The organism is Massilia sp. WG5, assembly GCF_001412595.2.
Taxonomy (GTDB): Bacteria; Pseudomonadota; Gammaproteobacteria; order Burkholderiales; family Burkholderiaceae_D; genus Telluria.
Window position 1 is genome coordinate 112,322 of sequence record NZ_CP012641.2, and the last position, 19,350, is coordinate 131,671.

At 61.5% G+C, this 19,350-nt stretch carries 23 protein-coding genes; 1 reads left to right on the forward strand and 22 read right to left on the reverse strand.

The genetic code is table 11. From position 1 onward, the window contains the following. Positions 1 to 198 precede the first annotated feature (198 nt). The gene (locus AM586_RS27455; RefSeq protein WP_060567191.1) at positions 199 to 609 is read left to right on the forward strand and encodes a hypothetical protein; all 411 of its coding nucleotides are present in this window, start codon (positions 199 to 201) and stop codon (positions 607 to 609) included. A 73-nt stretch (positions 610 to 682) separates the two neighbouring features. Here the strand turns inward: AM586_RS27455 and AM586_RS27460 are convergent, their stop codons facing one another. The 22 genes from AM586_RS27460 to AM586_RS27550 all read right to left on the reverse strand — a co-directional run bounded on the left by AM586_RS27460 (position 683) and on the right by AM586_RS27550 (position 19,346). Beyond that, positions 683 to 1,666 carry a M48 family metalloprotease gene (locus tag AM586_RS27460; protein ID WP_162600619.1) on the reverse strand — a complete coding sequence of 328 codons (984 nt, stop codon included), beginning with the start codon at positions 1,664 to 1,666 and terminating at the stop codon, positions 683 to 685. 153 nt (positions 1,667 to 1,819) lie between these two features. Further along, positions 1,820 to 2,020, reverse strand: a complete 201-nt coding sequence (locus AM586_RS28505) for a hypothetical protein (protein ID WP_156328186.1) — start codon at positions 2,018 to 2,020, stop codon at positions 1,820 to 1,822. A gap of 10 nt (positions 2,021 to 2,030) precedes the next feature. Next, positions 2,031 to 2,192, reverse strand: a complete 162-nt coding sequence (locus tag AM586_RS28510; protein ID WP_156328187.1) for a hypothetical protein — start codon at positions 2,190 to 2,192, stop codon at positions 2,031 to 2,033. Between the two features lie 38 nt (positions 2,193 to 2,230). Further along, positions 2,231 to 5,218: a conjugal transfer protein TraG N-terminal domain-containing protein gene (locus AM586_RS27465; RefSeq protein WP_052233898.1), complete on the reverse strand. Its 2,988-nt coding sequence runs from the start codon at positions 5,216 to 5,218 to the stop codon at positions 2,231 to 2,233. A 5-nt stretch (positions 5,219 to 5,223) separates the two neighbouring features. Beyond that, positions 5,224 to 6,708 carry a conjugal transfer protein TraH gene (locus AM586_RS27470; protein WP_047824862.1) on the reverse strand — a complete coding sequence of 495 codons (1,485 nt, stop codon included), beginning with the start codon at positions 6,706 to 6,708 and terminating at the stop codon, positions 5,224 to 5,226. A 7-nt stretch (positions 6,709 to 6,715) separates the two neighbouring features. Continuing rightward, on the reverse strand, positions 6,716 to 7,657 hold the full coding sequence (traF, locus tag AM586_RS27475; protein ID WP_047824863.1) for a conjugal transfer protein TraF: 942 nt from the start codon (positions 7,655 to 7,657) through the stop codon (positions 6,716 to 6,718). A 24-nt stretch (positions 7,658 to 7,681) separates the two neighbouring features. After that, positions 7,682 to 8,206 (reverse strand): signal peptidase I, encoded by a 525-nt coding sequence (gene lepB, locus AM586_RS27480; RefSeq protein WP_109370617.1) that lies wholly within the window; start codon positions 8,204 to 8,206, stop codon positions 7,682 to 7,684. Continuing rightward, complete coding sequence (locus tag AM586_RS28515) at positions 8,203 to 8,361, reverse strand: hypothetical protein (RefSeq protein WP_156328188.1); 159 nt, start codon at positions 8,359 to 8,361, stop codon at positions 8,203 to 8,205. Before AM586_RS28515 ends, lepB begins: the two co-directional genes overlap by 4 nt. Then, positions 8,358 to 8,735, reverse strand: a complete 378-nt coding sequence (locus tag AM586_RS27485) for a hypothetical protein (RefSeq protein ID WP_047824864.1) — start codon at positions 8,733 to 8,735, stop codon at positions 8,358 to 8,360. Before AM586_RS27485 ends, AM586_RS28515 begins: the two co-directional genes overlap by 4 nt. After that, on the reverse strand, positions 8,728 to 11,313 hold the full coding sequence (locus tag AM586_RS27490; protein ID WP_047824865.1) for an ATP-binding protein: 2,586 nt from the start codon (positions 11,311 to 11,313) through the stop codon (positions 8,728 to 8,730). The genes AM586_RS27485 and AM586_RS27490 overlap by 8 nt, the downstream gene beginning before the upstream one ends. A gap of 64 nt (positions 11,314 to 11,377) precedes the next feature. After that, positions 11,378 to 11,788, reverse strand: a complete 411-nt coding sequence (locus AM586_RS27495) for a hypothetical protein (protein ID WP_156328189.1) — start codon at positions 11,786 to 11,788, stop codon at positions 11,378 to 11,380. Then, on the reverse strand, positions 11,789 to 12,445 hold the full coding sequence (locus AM586_RS27500; protein ID WP_052233900.1) for a TraV family lipoprotein: 657 nt from the start codon (positions 12,443 to 12,445) through the stop codon (positions 11,789 to 11,791). Beyond that, positions 12,445 to 13,815 (reverse strand): TraB/VirB10 family protein, encoded by a 1,371-nt coding sequence (locus tag AM586_RS27505; RefSeq protein ID WP_052233901.1) that lies wholly within the window; start codon positions 13,813 to 13,815, stop codon positions 12,445 to 12,447. Before AM586_RS27505 ends, AM586_RS27500 begins: the two co-directional genes overlap by 1 nt. Before the next feature lies 1 nt (position 13,816). Next, entirely contained in the window at positions 13,817 to 14,848 is a 1,032-nt protein-coding gene (locus AM586_RS27510; protein ID WP_052233902.1) for a type-F conjugative transfer system secretin TraK, read from the reverse strand. Continuing rightward, entirely contained in the window at positions 14,845 to 15,441 is a 597-nt protein-coding gene (locus AM586_RS27515) for a TraE/TraK family type IV conjugative transfer system protein (protein ID WP_047824867.1), read from the reverse strand. The genes AM586_RS27510 and AM586_RS27515 overlap by 4 nt, the downstream gene beginning before the upstream one ends. Before the next feature lie 14 nt (positions 15,442 to 15,455). Then, positions 15,456 to 15,899: a hypothetical protein gene (locus tag AM586_RS27520; protein ID WP_047824868.1), complete on the reverse strand. Its 444-nt coding sequence runs from the start codon at positions 15,897 to 15,899 to the stop codon at positions 15,456 to 15,458. After that, positions 15,896 to 16,306, reverse strand: coding sequence for a hypothetical protein (locus tag AM586_RS27525; protein ID WP_109370618.1), 411 nt, complete (start codon positions 16,304 to 16,306; stop codon positions 15,896 to 15,898). Before AM586_RS27525 ends, AM586_RS27520 begins: the two co-directional genes overlap by 4 nt. 111 nt (positions 16,307 to 16,417) lie before the next feature. Continuing rightward, positions 16,418 to 16,900, reverse strand: coding sequence for a TrbC family F-type conjugative pilus assembly protein (locus tag AM586_RS27530; RefSeq protein ID WP_052233903.1), 483 nt, complete (start codon positions 16,898 to 16,900; stop codon positions 16,418 to 16,420). Positions 16,901 to 16,904: 4 nt separating this feature from the next. Next, the gene (locus AM586_RS27535) at positions 16,905 to 17,939 is read right to left on the reverse strand and encodes a TraU family protein (RefSeq protein WP_047824871.1); all 1,035 of its coding nucleotides are present in this window, start codon (positions 17,937 to 17,939) and stop codon (positions 16,905 to 16,907) included. Next, entirely contained in the window at positions 17,936 to 18,589 is a 654-nt protein-coding gene (locus AM586_RS27540) for a conjugal transfer protein (RefSeq protein ID WP_047824872.1), read from the reverse strand. Before AM586_RS27540 ends, AM586_RS27535 begins: the two co-directional genes overlap by 4 nt. Continuing rightward, positions 18,586 to 19,122 carry a transglycosylase SLT domain-containing protein gene (locus AM586_RS27545; RefSeq protein ID WP_052233904.1) on the reverse strand — a complete coding sequence of 179 codons (537 nt, stop codon included), beginning with the start codon at positions 19,120 to 19,122 and terminating at the stop codon, positions 18,586 to 18,588. The genes AM586_RS27540 and AM586_RS27545 overlap by 4 nt, the downstream gene beginning before the upstream one ends. Continuing rightward, the gene (locus tag AM586_RS27550; RefSeq protein ID WP_047824873.1) at positions 19,107 to 19,346 is read right to left on the reverse strand and encodes a hypothetical protein; all 240 of its coding nucleotides are present in this window, start codon (positions 19,344 to 19,346) and stop codon (positions 19,107 to 19,109) included. The genes AM586_RS27545 and AM586_RS27550 overlap by 16 nt, the downstream gene beginning before the upstream one ends. Positions 19,347 to 19,350: the final 4 nt, after the last annotated feature.

Sequence of the window (19,350 nt, forward strand, 5' to 3'; positions counted from 1 at the left end):
AGGGTGAAAATTCACACTCGTGTGAGGATTCTCCCGATTTTCTTGCTACTCTATCAATGCACCAAGCAGTTATCGTACGGCTGATCTGATAAAGTTCACTATATTGCTGCACTAAGCAGTGTTAGATTTTCACGCCTGATTTATAATTACTGTTTCGCAACTTTTTGTGGCATCCATTCCGACAAGCTTTAACAAATCATGCTAAGAAACGATCAGAAGGCAGCGATTCGTCAGGGCTTCGAAATGGGCTTTTCCGACACTCGTATTGCTCGCGGTGTACCGGACATTAACCACATGCAGGTCTACAACTACCGTCACAAGCTGAAGATACCCACCAAGGATATCGTCAACCGGCGCTACGACATTTGGACCGAACTCATCTACAAAGGCGTCAGCATCAGCCAGATTGCTAAGATGTACGACGTCACGGAAAACAGCATCAAAGTGCTACTCTGGAAGAACCGCAATATCTCCTTGGTCGAAGCGAAGGCCCGAGTGTTGAAACTGCGTGAGGAAAACCAGCAACTTGAGCTTGGCGATGGGATACCGAGTCTTGGTCAGCTCGGCCTGCAGTTCAAGCCGATCACGCCCGAGGACAACACGGAGTAGGGCGCCCTCTCTACATACCGCACTTTCGCGCGCGAAAGTGAACCGTCTGGCTAATTTCTGGAAGTGACATTTGCTATTGCGGCCGGACGGCCGTAGCCGGCGCATCCTGGACGCGCTTGGATCCCTCGAACTGGTATACGGCAGCGAATTCGCCATCGGCAGATACGAAGTTCACGGATATGTCCAAGGTTCCGGCCGGCAGGGCGTCCATCAACTGCTGCAGCTTCCCGTCGCTGATCGTGAAGCTATTGTCTGCCGGATGAAACACCCAGTAGGCCTTCAGTGCCAGGCGCTCCCTTTTCGGCCCGAGGATCAGGCCGTCACTGTCTTTCGCCAGGTCCAATGGTCCCACGCCCTCCAACTTGAACGTCAGCGACTCGCCCGTGAAAACGTTGTCCGGGCCTAGCCCAGCGATTGTCAGCGCCGGTAAGGAGGGCGCGTCGTCGGTTTCCTTTAATGCCGTAACGTGCACCGTCTGAACGGTGCCATGTGCCGTCGGCGCCGACGCAGATGGATTCAGCCCGGTGACAGCCCGAAAACCGGACGACGGCACTTGCCGCTGGCCCAAGGCATTGGGAAGACGCGCTGACAATGCTTGCGCCGCCAAACCGTGCCCCGGGCAGGCATACTGCAGGCGCTGGCTCGGGTGGGGGTGGTGGTCGCCTTTCTCCTGATAGCCTTTCATGAACTCGCCCCAATACCTGGCGACGGTTTCCTCCATTGCCCTGCATCCAACCAGACCAACCGCGATGTGGTCGGCATCGCTTTCGCGGCCTTCCGCCCCACGCTCGGTCCAGCGGGTCCAGAAGCGGTATGCGTCCAGGCGCGCGATATGGCCAACTTCGTGCGCCAGGATGAAACGCACTTCGTTGTCGCTCCACTTTGACGCGTCCAGCATTTCGGGGGGAATAACAATCACGGCGTTGCCGGAAAAGGCGCCCGCCGAAGCCGGAACACTGCCGACGACGAACGTCGGCTTCAGCCGCAGCTTAAGGCGATCGGCGTAGGCGCCGACCTCTTGGACAATGAAGCGTTCCCGCGCCGTCGTTTCCGACATGCGCGGGCCCAGCCTCTGGTAGATCTGATATGGCCAGTCGTACAACATGGCCAGCAGCACCGCCGAGTAGATCGTGTTCGCGATCCTGCTCGTATAACGAGGACGTCGAGGACGAGGAGCAGCCGGCGCTATTGAACTCATGCGATACCAAGGTCAGTATTTGGAGGATCCGTACCCGCCGCCTGAGCCATAGCCTCTGCCACCGATGTCATGCCGGCCAGCCATCGGCGTACCGTCCACGTTGACGCTCGGTGAACGGAAGCGCTCCCGCATTTCTTTGCTCATGGTGTGACCTTCACCCTTTTTCGACAGGGATTCCAGGTTGCGAAGGATATTTCGGAAAAGCTGCAACATGATTCCTCCATTATTGATTGCTGCGAGCCCACCAGCACAACAAGAGAACGACGATCGCAGCCCCCACGAGGAGCCAGGAGCGTTTCTCCTTCTTCGAGATCTTGTGTGCCGCAAAGGCCGCAAAGGCGTTATTGCCACGATTTGCCGGTTTGTTGTCGTTCCTGTTGTTCATGACGAGCTCCTATGCTAAACGATGGGGGGAAAAGCGTCTCACTTCTTGTCAGGTATGTCGAAACGGCTGGGTTTTTTCTCGCCTTGCATAAACTCGGGCAAGGTTTCCTTCAAATTGGCACCAATGTTGGTTCGCGCGCGGTCTCGCGTACCTTCCGCTCCGGCACCCGCCAGACCTGCGCGGTGCGCCGCCGCGGTCGCATTCAAGCGGCCCTCGTGCACTGAATCAGCGACGCCCTCCACGCCGTGGGCGACCTCAAGCGCCAATCCGTATCCGTCGCGATCCAGCGCCTCTGTCGTGCTCGGGGCCCCGCGGCCACGGCCGCCGCCTTTGGCCGCAGCGTCGACCTTGCGAACCAGAGCGCTTTCGTTGACACCACTGTGGTTCCCAGGGGTTCCGATGTCGTAGTGTTCCCGCGGCTTCATATCCAGTGTCGAGAACCGCGCAGCCAGCATCGCATTGGTCGACCCCAACAAATATTCGTCCGCCATCAAACGGTCTTCCGGACGGGCCTGTTCGTCGGTCGCCATCAGGAACGCCGCGCGGTGGCGCGCCATGGCTTCATTGGCCTGGGGATCGCCGACAATGCGGTCGGTCACTCCAGTCTCCATGTCCTGCCGTGCGCGCTCCAGGTAGGGCTGGGCGACATCCGAGTTGCCGAAGCTGCGGCCGGCGCTCAGCTGGAACCGGCGATAATCGGCGTTGGTCTTCATCTGGTTCGCGACCTCCGCTCCGCCGATTTTCGCGCTCAGGGACACGAAACCGGAGGAGCGCTTGACGGCATCGCTCGCTACGTCGGAGACAGACTTCGATTCCGACAAGGTATCGGCGTACTGCTTCTGGACGCCCAGTGAACGCTGGAGTGAACGGGCCTCGTCTGTACCAATGTTCTTGTACTTGTCGCTTTGCATGAAGCTGTTGAAAGACTTGGCCAGCGCCTGCGACTTCGAAACCGATTCGTCCTGTTCGGCTGTTTTCCCGGTTCGGAGATTGTCGTTCGCGCCGGTCGTCGTACGATATTCGCCTGATCCACTGACCCCGCCGCCGACGCCTTTGGTGCCGACTCCGACCTCCGCGCCGACACCGATGCCCGCTTGGGTAACGTTGAAGTTGTCTTTCGCCGAATTGATCCCTGCGCCGACCTTCCCTGACTGCGACGCGTTATAGTTTCGGCTGAACTCATCGCGCAACGCCCGGCCGGTAGAGTCTGAAACCCCAACCTTGGAAAAATTCCCCGTATTGAAAGCATCGGTCCAGGACTGCAGGTCCGTTTTCCCTTCCGAAATCGAATGCATCTTCTGGTGCGCCGACGTGATGCTGTTCGATGCCTCGCGCTGCATACTGCCGAACTGGGCACTGGTGGCGATTGCCGGGATTGCGCCCGTAAGGCTGAGGTTCGTTCCGCCGACGCCTTGCTCGGCCTTCGCCACGCTGCTGTTCGTGACCAGGGGCGCGCTGTCGACCGGGGGCGGGTTGACTGCCTTGCTCTCGTCCTTCGAGCCCGAGGTCATCGATTCCGAGATCTTCACCAGCGCCGCCGATTGGCCCAATGCGAAGATGGTCGACATCAGGATCGGCAGGGTAGCCATCAAGTGACTTGCGGTGCCGATCTCGAGCGAGAAGTTTTTGTAGACCTCGACCGCGGTCGATTGGTTGATGAATCCGTTTTGCGCGATCGCGCGCAGAAAGTTAGCCACTTGGATGTAAATCATCCCGTTGATGAGCTCAGCGCCGACATTCATGATCAAGAGCGGCCAGACGATCATGTGCGCCGCCACTTTCATGTTGCGGGCAGCGCCGACCCCCGACCACATCATGAACAGTACGATGATCGGGCCAAGCCCGATGATGACGGCGGTGATCTGGTTCGCGAAAGCGCCCGCGTACATCAGCGATTCGAAGCCATTGGCTGCGGCCTGGATATTGTTCCGTTCGATCTCGTTGGCCTGGACGGCCATGGCGAGACAGGTGCTCTTGTTGGTACCGTCCGCCCGCAGGCAGTCCAAGTCGTTTTTCACCAGTTCCGCGAACAACAGGTTGATCACTTCCGCGTTTGACTGGGCAACGCCGCCCGCCAGGCCGCCCGAGGTCAGGTTTGCCGTCCGCACAGCCGCGTACTGGCTGGCGATGCCGTTGATGGTGAAATCGCCGGCAGCATTCGGCTGGTCGGCGGCGTTCACGGCGCCCTGGACGACCCGGCGGAATTCGTCGGAGTTGAGCGCGGCGTCGATATCGGCGCCGACCTGGGCGGCGGCATCCGCGCAAGTGGCGATGTGATTCGTACCAACCTGAACATCCGTCACGATGGCGGTCGTGTTTTGCGCCGCTTCCGCCAGCAGCATACCAATGGAGGTGCGCTCCGAACCTGTTCCCGACCATACCGAGATCGGCGCCGGACCAGCCGCTGCGCCCGTCAGATTGCCGGCGAAGAGCACCCGATTGGCGACCTGGGCGTAGTCCGTACCCGAATCAGAATTCAGGCATGCGCTCAACACCGCATTGACCTTCGACGGGATGCCGCCCAAGCGCAAGACCGCAGTGCGCGACGTCAGCAGCGTCTTGAGCGGATTGATGAAGCCGCGGCCGGTTGCAGAGATCGACGCATAGTCGGTACCCGTCGCCTGCATCGCGGTCTCGAGCTTCTGGCCAACGCTCTTGGAAACGAGGCTCGCCGTCGCCGGCGCAGCCGAGATGATGACCGGCACGTTGTCGACGGTCGTCGTCGCCCCGGTCAGCCCGCTCTCGATCGTCACCGTCGACTTCAAGGTCGGAGCAGTGAGGAGCAGTGCCAGGCAGAACGGGATGAGCAGGCCCACCGCGCGCTTGCCCAGCTCGCCGCCGGCACCGCCCGCCGGCGCATTGACGGCTGCCGCGGTCGTCATCGACAGGAGAGACCAGGTCGCCGCGAGCAGGGCAAACCCCCATATGGTGAGGGTCTCGTTGCACACCATCGCCACGGCATTGAGGATGGCGTTCAGCGTGGTGAGATCGCCGTTCGACGTGTAGATGACTTGATTGGGGATCATGGCATTTACCGGTTCGTGACGCTGTTCAGGATTGCTGCCTGGTTCAGCAACTGCGCGATCTCCAGCACGGACCGGTCATGGTCGCAGCTCTGCTGCCGTTCCATGAAATCGTTACGCAGACGTTCGATGTTCTGCTTCGCTTCGTCGGTCAGGACGTACGAATTGTTGTTGCCGATCGACGAGGCGGCGCGGTAAAGAGCACCGCCCAGCTGCGCAGCGACGCAGTTCCGGATTCCGACGCGCATGCGGCGTGCCATACTCTTGCGTGCTTCCGGATTGCTGGTCTTCTGCAGCAGCGCGATGATCGGATAGTTCGCCTGGTGCAGGAACTGCAGCTGCGCGGTCGAGAACTGGCCGCTCGTGCCGCTATTGATGATGCCGACGATGGAAGCCGGGTCGATGCTGGTGTCGTCCGGGGAGCCAAACAACATGCCATTGATCCACCCCTCGATGCCCTGGTAGTTGAAGTCTTCCACCTTGATCTGGGTGCAGATCTGCGGATCGAAGCCGCCGCTGGACGGAGTAGTGCCGTTAGGGTCAAGACAGGTGTACAGGTGCAGTGGGTAGTCGGGCCGGCTTGACCCGGTCCCGCCACCGGTCACGAAGTCCTCTAGCGTGATGGTGGCGCCGCTCTTGCAGCTGACGCGCGGTACATTGTTGGTCGATTGATTGCTCGTGGTGTCCTCGACGCCGTCCGGGTTGAACGAACGGCACGGAATACCCGCGATCTCGTAGCCCAGCATGGACATCAATACCCGATTATTGAGCGAGTTCGGATTGCTCGAGTCGTCGGCGCTGCCATCGATATTCGCCAGCCCGATCACGCCGAGCACCGAACTGGTTCCCGAAGAGACAATCGCCTTCGCGACCTGGTTGCCGACGCGTGGGTTCACCTCGCCCGCCTTCTTCAGGTACTGCGAAGCATTCGTATTGAAGTCCTTGAGGCCGGCGGTCAGGTCGGAGAAGATGCCCTTCATCGATGAACCGACTGCGCCGTCGCCGTCGGTCGCGTCAGCCAATGCACGGTCGGCCTTGTCGACCAGCAGATGGGCCAGGCTGCAGGAATTTTTCGCCAGGTTATTCATGTTCTGGAGCATGGTCTGGAACTCGGTCATGAGGGAGTCCAGCGAGGGGGAAATGACCTTGATCGCCGCCTTGAACGCCAGTCCCGCCGCGTTCGATGCGACGCTTCGGAAGATGGCGATCAACTCCTGACCATTGATGAAGCTGAAGCTGCCGCCGTACAAGTCGACGCCACCGCAGCCGGCGTTCAGGCGCGGCGGATCGAACGCCACGACGTTGATGTTGTGAATCGGGGTCCGCATCGAATAGCCACCGGCATAGATGCCGACGCGGTCACGCGTGGTGAACGTGCCGGGATCCGTCGAGTTGGACATGAACATGGAATTCAGATCCGCCATGATCCCGGCCCGGGCTGAGGTCGAGAGCAGGCAGAACAAGAAAACGGCAAGAATAGTGCGCTTTTTCATGGTCACCTCATTGGTATTGCTTTTGCAGAAGCGGCTGCAACTTCCGCTTGATGGCCGCCGGGTCGTTCGCATTGAGCTGCAGGGCGCCCAGGTCTTCGGTAGCGGCCACGCCGCGGTCCCATACGGCCAGATCACGCATCGTTTCCGGGGAAAGTAACCTGGTCGTGTGGCCGGCGAACGCGATCTGCTTGACCAATTCGTCCTGGGCATAGAACCCTTGCGCGATCACGCGGTACTGGTTCTCGTCCTTCCCGTTCTTGTATGCATGCGGGCGGTGCACATAGACGACGCTCGGCGTCAGCTTCAGATCGAGCTTGCGATACAACCCGTTGTCCTTGACCAGCGGCCCCTCGTAGCCGCGCGGGCGTTTGCCGTCCAGCGACACGACAAGTGCTTCCATGCCGTACTGCGCGCGCAGCGCGTTCACGATCGGCATCTGCATCGCGCAGAACCTGCAGCTGCCATCGACGAACACCACCAGACCGCCGGTCGCGGCTAGCTCGCGGGTCGCCTGTTCCTGCGCGCTCCGGCTGGCCGAGCGGATTGCCTGTGCACCCGCGCTAGCGTAGGGAATACGGTTGTTTTCGTTGAGCAGCGGGTCGGTATTCGTCACCTCGCTCACCTTCTCGGAAAAGCGCTGCGACTTGTCCATCGCGATGCGCCGGACGTACAAGTACGCGGCCACGTTCTCGTCAGTCGGATCGTCGATCGCGCGCTCCTCGAGCAGCTTGTAGTTCTCCTGCAGCCACTTCACGTTCACCTTCTGGTCCTCCCGTTTGGCGGGGGCAGGCGGCGCCGGACGGGTTTCGGGCCGTTTCGCCTCCTTGCCCTTCACGACATATGGCTGGTAATGAAGGAAGGCGTCGCCGTAGGAGTCGTCGGTGCGAACCTCCTGGGCGGCAACGGTGCCGGCAAGGCCGAGAAAGACAGCAAGGGTCAAGTAACGCATGAGCTTCACTTTCGCGCGCGAAAGTTAATAAATCCGGTAGCCCTTGCCGACGATCGCGTCGTGCGGCAGGTACCCCCAGTAGCGCGAATCGTTCGACATACGGGCCGTGCCGACCATGAAGTAGCGACCGGGAGGAATGACCTCGGTCCGCTCGAAGTTGGCGGCACGGTGCTTGTAAAGCACCGCGTCCTCAAGCCCTTCCGCCACCAGCACTCCGTTGACGAAGACCTTGCTGTCGCGGATATCGAGCTTGTCGCCAGGGACGCCCGCCACGCGCTTGAGCACATAGTCGTCTGTGACGTAGGAGAGCGCGCTGATCGAAGACGCCCGCCAGAACAGATAGTCGCCACGCGCGACTGTCGAAGGCTGGTTGTGCACCAGGAGCGCCAGGTGTAGCTCCGGCAGACAATGGACCGCGTGAGGATCCCATGACAGGCTGACGAAGGAGCGGCCGTGGCCGAAATACAGCGCGGCCGCACAAGCCGCGCCGACCACCAGCGACAGCCGAAGGCGTGCGGGCGATACAGGACGAGATGCCGTCAGCCTCATAGCAGGTTCCTCCAGCACGTCGTACGGGTCTCGGGCTTGAAGCCGCCGCAGGACTTGCCGAAGCTGCCGGCGGCGCCGGCGAGCGCGGTTTCCAGGGACAGGCCGACAGAAGCGACGGCGACCAGGATGATCGCCGCGATTTTCAGCACCTTCATTTCGCAGTCTCCTTTTTGGTAATGGCGGCCGTCAGCTCCTGCGTGATGTCGCGCGTGTCGGCCGGCAGCGCGGCGATAGTGAGGTTCCCGTGTTCGTCCTTGGCGCCGTCGATGATCACGTACCCCTCATCGGTATAACGCTTCATGACCCGCAGGACCGGCTGCGCGATCTCGGCCTGGAGCGCCTTCGCATCGGTACTGTTGCGCTCGAGGACCGCTGCCAGGATCACGGCGTTCTTGTCTGCCACCAAGTACTTACCGTTGGGGACGACGCTGTTGAACTTGCCGCCGGCGTAGAAACAGGCGCCGCACAGGAACGTGATCGCCGCCGCCGGCGCGACGAACGACGCGGCCTTTTTGATGGAATCAGCCATTCAATATCTCCTCGAGCTCGCGGCGAATCTCGACGTCGCTCAACTTCTCGGCCCGCAGCTGTTCCACGATGTCGGCAAGCCACTTGTTGCGCTTGCCGCGTTCGTCGTTGATCACCATGTTGACGGCGTCGACGGCCGAAACGCCACTGCGCATGAGCTGGAAGACCGCGTTGCGCTCGTCGCCCTCGGTCGAGAACAGCGCCGCCGTGAAGCGGTCGACGTAGAGCCGAACGACCTCGTAGGTACTGCCGCCGCAGATGAGGATTTCCGAAAAGACGCCTTTCTCGCTTTTCACGTCCTTGATCAGCTTGTTGAAGAACGGGTCGCCGGCGAATTTGGTCATCACGCCTTCGGCCACGATCTTGTCGATTTCCTCGGGCTCCTGCTGCATGACCAGCTTCCAGGCGGACTGGCTGAGAATGACCTGGCCGGTTGCGTTGTTGGCGAGGTCCCGCGGGCTCTGCGTGATCACCCAGATCGACGCTTCGTCCTTGCGCCCTTTCCGATACATCGCCTCCATGACAGCGGCGGCGCCGTCGTCTTCCAGCAGATCCTTGACCTCGTCCATCAGCTTCAACTTGCGGCCTGGGTATTTCTTCATCTGCCGCAGCAGGGTATTCATTACGAAGAACAGGACACACTGCTTGAGATGCTGGTCACCATCCAGGCCCGACATTTCAAACACCGTGAACGGGTTTTTCGCCGCAAGGTTCGACTCACCCAGGAAGTAGCCTCCGCGCGTCGACGAGTCGACGAAATTACGAAGGCGCGGGATCAGATTGCACGCTGCCAGTTGGACCTCGCTCTTGAACGTGTTCGCGTCGGTGTTTTCCTGAATCACAGTCAGGGCGTCGATCACAGTATTGATATCGGCTTTGCCTCGCGCCCGGCCGTAAGCCGCCTTGGTCGCCTCGCTCACCGCGATGCGCGCGCCCTTGTCCTCGGGTTCCTTGAAATAGGCCATCTTGAGGATCAGCGCCGTGATGTCCGGCTGCTGTTCCATGAAGTCGTCTTCGCTGAGACCGGTGAACGGATTCAGGGACGGGATGCGCGCCGCGTCCAGCGAGAATTCGATGAAATCCCCGCCGGCGGCTTCAGTAAATTTCTTGAGCGACCTGCCGTTGTCGAACACCGTCACCCGGGTACCGGCCGCAAGCTCGTTCTCGACCATATGCTGGAGGGCGAAGGACTTGCCAGCGCCGCTGGCCGCAGCGAGGACGCCGTTCTTGTTCGTGTTGGTCAGGAACGGATCGAAATAATGCGCCGACCCGCGCCGGGTCAGGTAGACCGTTCCCATGCGCTCGGCCGAGCCGCTTGCATTGCCGCGGTAGTCGCCGAAGATCGGCATGAGTTTCGCCGCCACGCTCGCCGGTACCAACGCCTCCGATTCGACGCGCTCGGCAATTTTCACGGAGTAATTCAGTGGCAGAACCTGGACGAAGCGCACGCCGATGGTGTCGGTGACGTCGCGCGCGTCGAAGTCCAGGTTGTTCATCGTGGTCTTGAAGTCAGAACTGGCCTGCTTGAGTTCGGCCTTGTCCTCCGCGAACACGAAGGCGGTCAAGCTGGCATATGTCAGCTTGTTGGAACCATCCTTGCAGACGTCCTGCAGGTACTGCAGATCTTTCAAGATCTCGGCGCTGTTCTCGGCGCCCAGCGAGAACGGCAGCTTGTTGTCGGCCCTGCTGCGCGACTTGATGGCGCGATCGATCCGATCGAGCTCTTTGCGTTGGTTCGCGACGCGCACGGTCGCGTTCAGGATGAACGGCGTTTTAACGCGCACTCCGCCGCCGTCCTTTGTCCGGCCGCTGTTCAGGGGTGCTCCGATCAACAGGTTCGTCAAGCCATGCGAGATCCGCTCCGGCAGGGACTTGGGCACCACCGCGGCGCAGTAGAGCCGCTTGTTGAACACGGCGTAGTCGTCCGGCGTGAAGTCGAACACTTCGTCCGCGCCGAAGGCCTGGTGCCGCAGTTCCATTAGTTCGTCGAGCGGGAGTTCCTTGCGCCTGTCGTACATATTCGCGAACTGGCGGTAGATCGCCAGCACTTCGGACGGCGAACGCGTTTCGGCGTCGACGAAGCCGCATGCCCGCAATCCGCTCAAGAATTCGTTTTGCGCCGCCAGAGACAGCTCCAGCGTCGCATCGTTTACCAGATTCGCCGGCGTCATGAGCGACATGATGACCGTCTTGCGATTTATCGCAGGCATGTTGGGAAGGACGCCGATTTTCTGGGCACGGTGGTAAAGCTGGGCCTGCCGGTGCACTAGCTCCTGCAGCAGCCTGTTGCCATGGGTCTTGCCGCGCACCAGGTTGTATGGCACGTCGTGATCCGGGACGCTCAGCAGCGTGATCTGCAGGACGGACTCATCCGGCGCGCTTTTGTAGATATTCTGAATTAACCCCGCAAACTCGGTGCCGCCGCCTGCTAGCGGGCTCATCTCGTAGCACCGACCTATGTAGATGCTGTTGCCCTCGGGCTTCGAGACGATCAGATTGCTGCCGCGTGCATAGGACTCGACGTGCAGGAAGCTGCTGCTGACCTGGGTTGGTATGTCGGGACGGTTTTGGACGAGCATGATGGGATTCCAAAAAAAGGGACATGACAGGCGGTTGCCCGCCATGTCCAGCTGCGGACGACCTTTAGCGGGCCACGAGGACCTTCACCGGTGCAGCTGCCGGAGCCTGGTCGACGTGCGCGATCAACTGCATCTGTGCTGCGGTCGGCATGCTGGTCGACATCGTGGTCAGCACGCCCGGCCCGACCAGCGCGATCGCCAGAACGCCCAGGATGACGCCGACGGTTTTGTAGCCACCACCGTGAGCCAGCTGCCAGATACCGGCCAGCAGGACCACCAGGGCCAGGACCATCGTCAGGTCGCTCGCCAGCATGTCGCGCAGCCAGGTCACGACAGGAGCGAACTCGTTGGCCGCCAGCGACGTGCCGTTGTTCATCGCGGCCATGGAGCCGAGGACCGCGACGGGAGCGGCGACGGCCACCAGGACTCGAGCAGCGCCTTGCATCAGATTGCCTTTCAGGAGTTTCATAGCCAATTACCTTTCTGCTTTTGGAGCGTTGAGGCCACCACTTCCAGCGGGTGGCATTGCTGACCCGGCCGCGCCAGCGATACCGCTGTCTGGCTGAGCAAGATTCGTTTGCTGCGGGGAGGGCTCATCCACTTCGGCCGTCACCGCGGTGCTGTTCTTTGCCCGATGCGGATACGCACCGGGCACTTGGTTGTCCTGGCCTGCGGCGTCGAAGCCTGCCCAGCGCGCGCCTCTGACCTCGCGGTAGACGATGGCCTCTTCCTGCAGGCTGTCGTTCTCGTCGACGAAGCGCTTGATGTAGACACGTTGTACGACGGGCGCCTTACGCACCGGCATTCCGGCCACCAGCTCGCTGCTGGCGTTCAGCCGCTGGTGCGGCAAAAGTCCGGCGGAGACTCCCGCGCCGGAGCTGGACGCCGGCGCCTTGGTGTCGGGAGCGATGCCGGTGGCGCGGTCGTAATCGCTCATCTTGAATTCCTTGTCGAAGCGGCTTTCCGGAAGCGGACCGTTCGTGCTCCTCTCGAGTGCCTTGAAGGAGCGGCAGTACTCGGACGGGTTTTCCTTGCGGTTGCAGTCGAACTTGCTTTCGCCTATCGGGTTGAAGCTGCAGCCGGCAAGCATCGCGATCGTGGCAGCCAGCGTCAGGGCATGAGTGGATTTCATCAGTCGGCCTTTTTCATCTGGTTGAGTTCGACGGACTCCTGCAGGATCCAGGTGATCCGCGTGCCGGCATTCACTTCGATGACCGGGAACATTTCCTTCGCGTAGTCGAGGTAGAACTTGCTCAGTGCCCGTCCGGCTTCCGACACGCCACCACCAAGCGCGCTACCGGCGATCAGGTTCGGATTCGGATATTGGATGCCCTGGCGGTCACCGCTTTGCGCGTTCTGGTTGTAGCTCGGCAGGGCGGTCGGGGTGAATGCGTTGCCCAGGCCGCTGGCGATGCCCGCCAGCGCCGTCTTCGCCAGCAGCGAACCTTGCTTGGTCACGACCCGGCCGGAAATACCCTGGATCCCGTCGAGGTCGACGCCGTAGGCTTTGATCGGCGCCTCGTAAACATTGCCGCGCTTGTCGATGCAGGACATCACGTTGGCGATCACGTTGGCGCGTTCGCTCGACAGGATGGCGATCCCGGTACCGCTGATGAAGCAGTCGTTGAAGTCGGAGATCTTCCAGCCGTTCGGCAGAATCGCATTTCCCTTCAGCCGGCTGACGAACGGGGCGCCGACGTTGTTTGCGGAGAGGATCGTTCCGCTCGCGCCGCCACCCGCCGAGTTCGAACGCGCATTGATACCGGTGAGCATCACGCTTTCGAGCGCCGAGTTAATTGGAACGGTCAGCATCGGCGCCGCGCTCTCCTTCCGCTTGGACGAGGCCGGAACAGCTTCGGCCGCCCAGACACGCATCGCCGTTGGTTTCGCCTGGACGGCCTGCGCGTCGGGGGAGAACCCCGCATCGCTGAACGGGCTCTTGTCACCCGTCTTGCCGCCGGCATTCGCGCTGGCATTGGCGCCGGGCTGACCGAAGTCCACCGGTGGCGGCAGGTTTTCGTACGCCGCACCGGAGCCGCCGGCATTGATACCCGCACCGCCACTCGCCGCGGCGGCACCATAGGCGGGCGCTGGTCCCGGCGCGGATGCGGAGCCGCGCGTCTCCATCTGGGACAGGCGCTCGTTCACGCGGCGCAGCTGCTCATCGAGATTCTTGGAATGCTCCTGCGCATCCTTCGCGTCACTGCGTGCCTTGTCGAGCGAGGCCAGCAAGTCCTCCAGACCCTGGTTGCGGTTGGTTGTCGGCAAGGCGCTGAAATTATTCGCGCTGTTCGGCAGCGATTGTCCGTTGCGAGCGCCCACCTGCTGCGCGACCGCCGTCTTACGCGCCTGGTCCTCCAGGCGGTATTGCTCGCGCTCCTTGGACTTGACCATCATGATGACTACGCAGCCGACAACGGCGGCACCCATGGCCCATTTGAACTTCGGGTCCATATCCTGCCATTGCTGCTTGAATTTCGCGATTTGACCGGTCTCAGACATGTCAGCCTCCCGATGCCTTGCGGGTCAACACGATGACCTTGGTCCGCTCGTTCGCGGCGAGAATTGGCTTGGGAAAGATCGAAATGGCCAGGACATTCTCGCCGTCGAATTCCTTTTCCTGCAGCGTCGCCTTCTGCGGCCCGGGGTTCGCCACGTCGTACACGTAGATGTCCCGGTTGGCCGAGGAGAACACCTTTTGCGGCGTGACCACCAGGCCATTCATCGCAATCGGACCGACGGCGAGGTCGGCTTGGGAGTAACCCTGCGGCGCCGCGCCGAGCGCGACCTGCTCCATGACGGACTGGATGGCGGCCACATAATCGCCGCCCTTGAGCGGCTTCTGCTCGCCGGCGCGCGCCATCGAATCGCGAACGATGATCACCTGTCCGGTGATGTCCTTCGGTTCCAGCTTCAGGTCGACGACCGAGGAGCCGTCGGGCTGTTCGAAGGAGACCGTAACGCCTCGCTTCACGCCGGGTTTGAACTGCATGTAGACGTTATTGCTAGTCGGGCTCTTGTCGATGGTGATCTCGTCCGTACCCACGACCTTCGGATTCGGCCACGGCAGCTGGATCCGGTTCCGGTCGACAGCGCTGACATAGACGACCTGTGACCCCGCGTTGGTGACGTCGATGACGCGCGCGCGGCTGAAATCCAGTGCATGCGCATCTGCGCCCGCGATCTTCATGACGCCTGGCAGCTCGATTGCGGGCGCCTTGGTATCCTTCACCGCGGCCTCGGGATGCACCGCAAGCGGGTCGAACTTCGGATCAGCCGGCTTCTTGAGCACGGCGGTCCTGGTTTTTACCCGGGGCTGCAGCCGCTTCGGTTCGCACGGTACCGACACCGTGCGTTCGCACTGGTCGCTCGTCGCCTTGGCCGGCGGCAGGTCGGCAGAGGCGCCGAACGTGCCGGACGCGCTGGCATGCGAAGGGACGGCGGCGAAGGTAGCGCTGGCACTCTGCTGCGCATGGGCGGTTCCGGCTGCCAGTCCGGCCAGCAGCATCAGGGAAATGGGCGTGACGTGTTTCATTGCTTCTGTCCCTCCATCCAGCTTGAGTTGTGGGCCTTGTCGCCCTTATAGGACGCGATGTCGTCGACGACGAGGCGATAGTTGTCCACGTGGACCGGATATTCGAACACCCACGGCTCGGCCGAATCCTTGGCGGCGTTGACGGTATGGACCTCGCCGAGCACGAAGTGCTTGTTGAGCTTCGGGTCGTACTGGTGCGAACGGAAGACGAAGTAATAGGAACCGAGCTCACGCTGGTCGGCCAGCAGCTTGGCTTTGGCGTCGATCTCGGCGCTCACCTTCGTGTACACCGCCGGTGCGAGGAAGGCCTGCAGGAACAACTTCTGATACGACGCGTTCGACGGATTGACCTGGACAAGGTTGTTCGTCACGGCCAGCACGATCGCCCGCTGCGCGCCGACGTCCATCGCGTTTTTGCTGTATTCCGCATTCGTCGACATGCCAGGTATCTGCTGCAGGACGATCTTGTCCTGGGTGAAGATGTAGATGACGGCGACCAGCAGGGCGCCCACCAGGCCGAGGTTGGAGTAACGGTAGAATTTGTTCGCGGTCTGCAGATCCGCGATGGTTCCGGTTCGAGTCGAGATATCCATGCTGTCTTGTCCTGTTAGCTCACCAGTTCGCTGGCGTCGTCATTGACGGGCGCTTTGGAGAAGTCGATCGCGGCATCCGCCGCCTCAAGCGCATCTGCGTGATAGTCGGCTTCCGCGCGCATGATCGCGCCGATCTTTAGCGCGCTCGGATTGACGACCTTGCTGTCGCCGATGAACCGCTTCTTCTTCCTGTTGAACGCCGGGGAGTAACCCGAGATGCCCAGGCGATACAGGATCACGCGGAGGTATCCCGGCAGGTTGTTGCTCTTCCACTGGATGTAGAACTTGGTAAGACCGAAACCGAGTACCGGGATGCCGATGTAGGCCAGCCACCTGACCGTGCTGCCGACGAACAGGGCCAGGAAGACCGATCCGATCAGGATCCAGGCATCAGACAGTTGTGCGCCGGCGAACGCGACGTCCTTCTTGCCGTGCTTCGGAACGAGTTCGTCGCTCATTTCACGCCTCCTTCTCGATGGCAGACCAGATGGTCACGCCAGTCAACGGCATCGCTGCTGGCCAGCTCCGGCACGCAGATTTCGTCCGTGCGGACCACGACCTTCGGCCAGTCGAAGCTGGCCGTGGCCCGCACATGCCGCTTGCGCGACGCAACGACGTGCGTCTTCAAACGCCCCGCCAGCTGCTGGTCGCGGTAGTTCAGCAGGGCCTGCTCCTCCTCCACGGAAAAAAACACGTAAGCCTGCCGTTGCGGCGCCTGCACAAGCATCGGCATTGCCTTCACCCGTCGATCGGCTTGCGGCGAGCCCACGACGTATTCGCCGCCGTAGGCCGGCTCGATGATGGCAGCGCCGCTGCCGTACCTGCCGCGCTCTGCAAAACTGGTCGGCGCGGCAAGGGCCGGCATGCATACCATCGAGAGCAAAAAAGCGGAAAGTCTCATCATCATTCCCTTGCAGAATTTACAAGAACTTTGATTTAAATTGGCTATATAGTCAATCAAAATTAAACTTTTTAGCTATTGTGTCGCAAAGGCTCGCGTGTACGCGCCCTGCGCCGCCTTGCGAACTGCCGGCACGCGCGATTGCTGCGTGAAGAACTTGAGCGCATTCGCAACGCTCATCTCTCCGGAGACCTTGCTGAAGTCGGCCGGCGCGTCACCGGGACCGACCGAGATCACGAAGCTCGGAACCGCGGTGACCTGGTAGCGCTGGAACAGCACCGGGTTGATCTGCCAGCGCGCGCCATTCTTACCGCAGCACGCCTCATTGATCCGCGCAACGCGCTGCCGCGTGGCGTTGAGATCTCCCCAGAACCCGTTGATCACGATCGTGAACCCCGCCGCCCTGGCGTCCCGCGCAAGGGGGATCAACGCGGTATCGGTCACGCGTTCGGAAACGAAGACGTAGCCGCCTGGTTGTTCGGCGGCGCCAGCTCGCATGCTCTCGAACAGGCTCTGGGCGTGCAGCGGCGCTGCCGCACCGAGCAGGGCACCAATCATGGCGTTACAGAGGTGAGTAGACGGGCGCACAGCAGTCCTTCTTGCGGAAAATGAAGTAGCCATAGTCTTTGTCCTGCGGCCTTGCTGCGCCCTTCTCTTGAAGGAGGAGCGGACGCCCGAACGGCGTGCAGGTATTGTCGGGGAAGGGGAATACGCGGTTGGTCTTGTACTGCCGCTTATCCATCAGGAATTCGGGCAGGCCCATCGCCCCGCACGAACGCAGCGCGTCCAAGCCGGCCGTCGACTGTTGGACGCCCGCGGCGTGTAGTTTTGCGAACAGGCGAGCGGTCAGCAGATGCGCCGTCTGCTCGGGCGAATTCGTGGTGGCCACGTTACCGGTCACCGGATACATGGGTCCCCATGCCCCGGCGACCCAGAATAGCGACGCCGTCGGGAAGCCGGTGGTCGCCGCGATCGCGTCCGGCGCTTCGGCCGCGATCGAAGGAATCCCCGCGAATGCATAGCCGTAGGGCGTCAAAATCATGGCCAGCGCATCGTCGTTCCAGGTCGGGTCCGCCCAGCTGATGAAGGGGACATCGAAGCCGCGCTGGTCCAGGCAGGGCGAATCCGAGATCACGCCCAACGCTGTCATCACCGGATTGATATATTCGTTCACGTGCATGAAGGCGCTCTTTCTAAGCGAGCCGGACGGTGCTGCGCTACGCTGCTCGGCGCCGTACTCGAGCGAATTGAACGGCGTGGAGATGTCGATTCCGCCGAGCAGTGGCATGCATCCCGGCTTGTTGGTCACGTCGACCATGAACGTCGGCTCCCAGAAGCTCATCGGCGTCCCCACCGACAGATTCGAGACGCATGCACAGACCGGCGAGGCCCCGGCGCCGCTGTCGTAATCGTCTCCAGAAACGCCGATGCTGATCAGATTGCCGGCCAGGCTGATCGGGAACATGCAGTCGTAGCAAACGTCCGTGATCAGGTTCGGGAATTTTCCCGTGCATACTGCCCCGATGCCCGGTTCGGCTTGCGAGTAGCCCGCTAAGACGCCTGCAGCGACCAGCGCTGCAGCGAAAATCTTCTTCATTTGCGCATCCCAAACTCGATCTGCAGTTGCGATCCCTGCTGGGTCAGCTTCGCAGGCACGCTGCGAAGCTGGATTCCATACAGGCGCTGCAGTTGGTTGATGATCAGCTTTCGCTGGTCGAAGTAGAACGGGACCGTTGGCGTCCCGTTCCAAGCCACGTTCCGGAACCTGACCCGCAGGTCATACGGGGAACCGGCCGTCAGGACGATCTTGACCCGCTCGCGCCTGCCGGCGGCAAGCGCATACTGGATTTGCGCTTCGTCGCGGCCGTCGATGAAAATGAGGCCGGTCGTCATGGGCTGGATCTTCAACGGTTCGATCACGGTCCCACGGCGAACCACCACGCGCCCCGTCTCGTCCCTGTAGTCCTGCGGCATGACGAAGCGAAGCTGATGCAACTCCGTGCGCACGCGCGCGTCCGTTGGCACGCCCAGGGGGGCCGGGTGCTTCACCGCATCGATCACCTTGGCGCGGTAGTCTTCCCAGAAGCGCGCCAGCTCGCCGCTCGCTTCCTTCTGCCGGATCTTGTCCTTCATCTGTTCGCGAGCGTCGCGGTCGACCGGCACGGTCCGTCCGCGTGCGCCAAGGTTTTCCGCTCCCGCCAGCAAAGGCACGGCCAGCAGCAGGCAGACGACCAGCCCGCGCATCATTCGCTCCTCCACACGGCCATGTTGCTCGCCAGCTGGACCGGCTGCTGGACTGGCTGCTGGACCTGCTGCTGCACCAGCTGCTGCGCCGCGACTGCGCGCTTGCGCTGTAGGCGTTCGAACCGGCGTCGCACGCCCGCGATATAGCGAGCCTGTGCCGCATAATTCTTCGACGCCGGCCCCGTGTTATAGATGCCGACCGCCTGCCAGGTGTACCCGACCCGGCGCACGTATCCAGCGAAGATCCAGGCGCCGGTGAAGACGCTACCGCATTCGGTCATCAGGTCCTCGCGGGTGACTCCATACTTGGCCAGCTCGGGCAGATGGATCGTGTTGACCTGCAGTTTTCCGAGGGCGCGGTTGCCGTCGGCCAGTAGCGGCCCAACAGCATCATCTCGGTTGCCAGATTCCTGCTCGGCCATTGCGCGCAATAAGTCAGAGTTCAGCTTGAAGCGCGCGGCGGCGCGATCGAAGCAATCCGCCTGCGCAGCAGAGCTGGCCAGTATGCACAGCACTGCGATCAGGTAGCGAGCCATGGCGATAACACCTTACGAAGTGCCACCTTCAGCCAGAACAGCAGCTGCAGCGTGATCGAGAACGCCACCAGATAAATCCCGCCCGACACCAATAATGGAGCGAACGGACCGAGATCGGTCGCCGTCAGCGCCACGAAGAAGCCGAGCAAGAAAAAGGCAATCGACGTCAGGTGATAAGCGCTGTGCCGCGACTCGTTGAGGAGAAGACCGACGACGTTCTTCATGAAA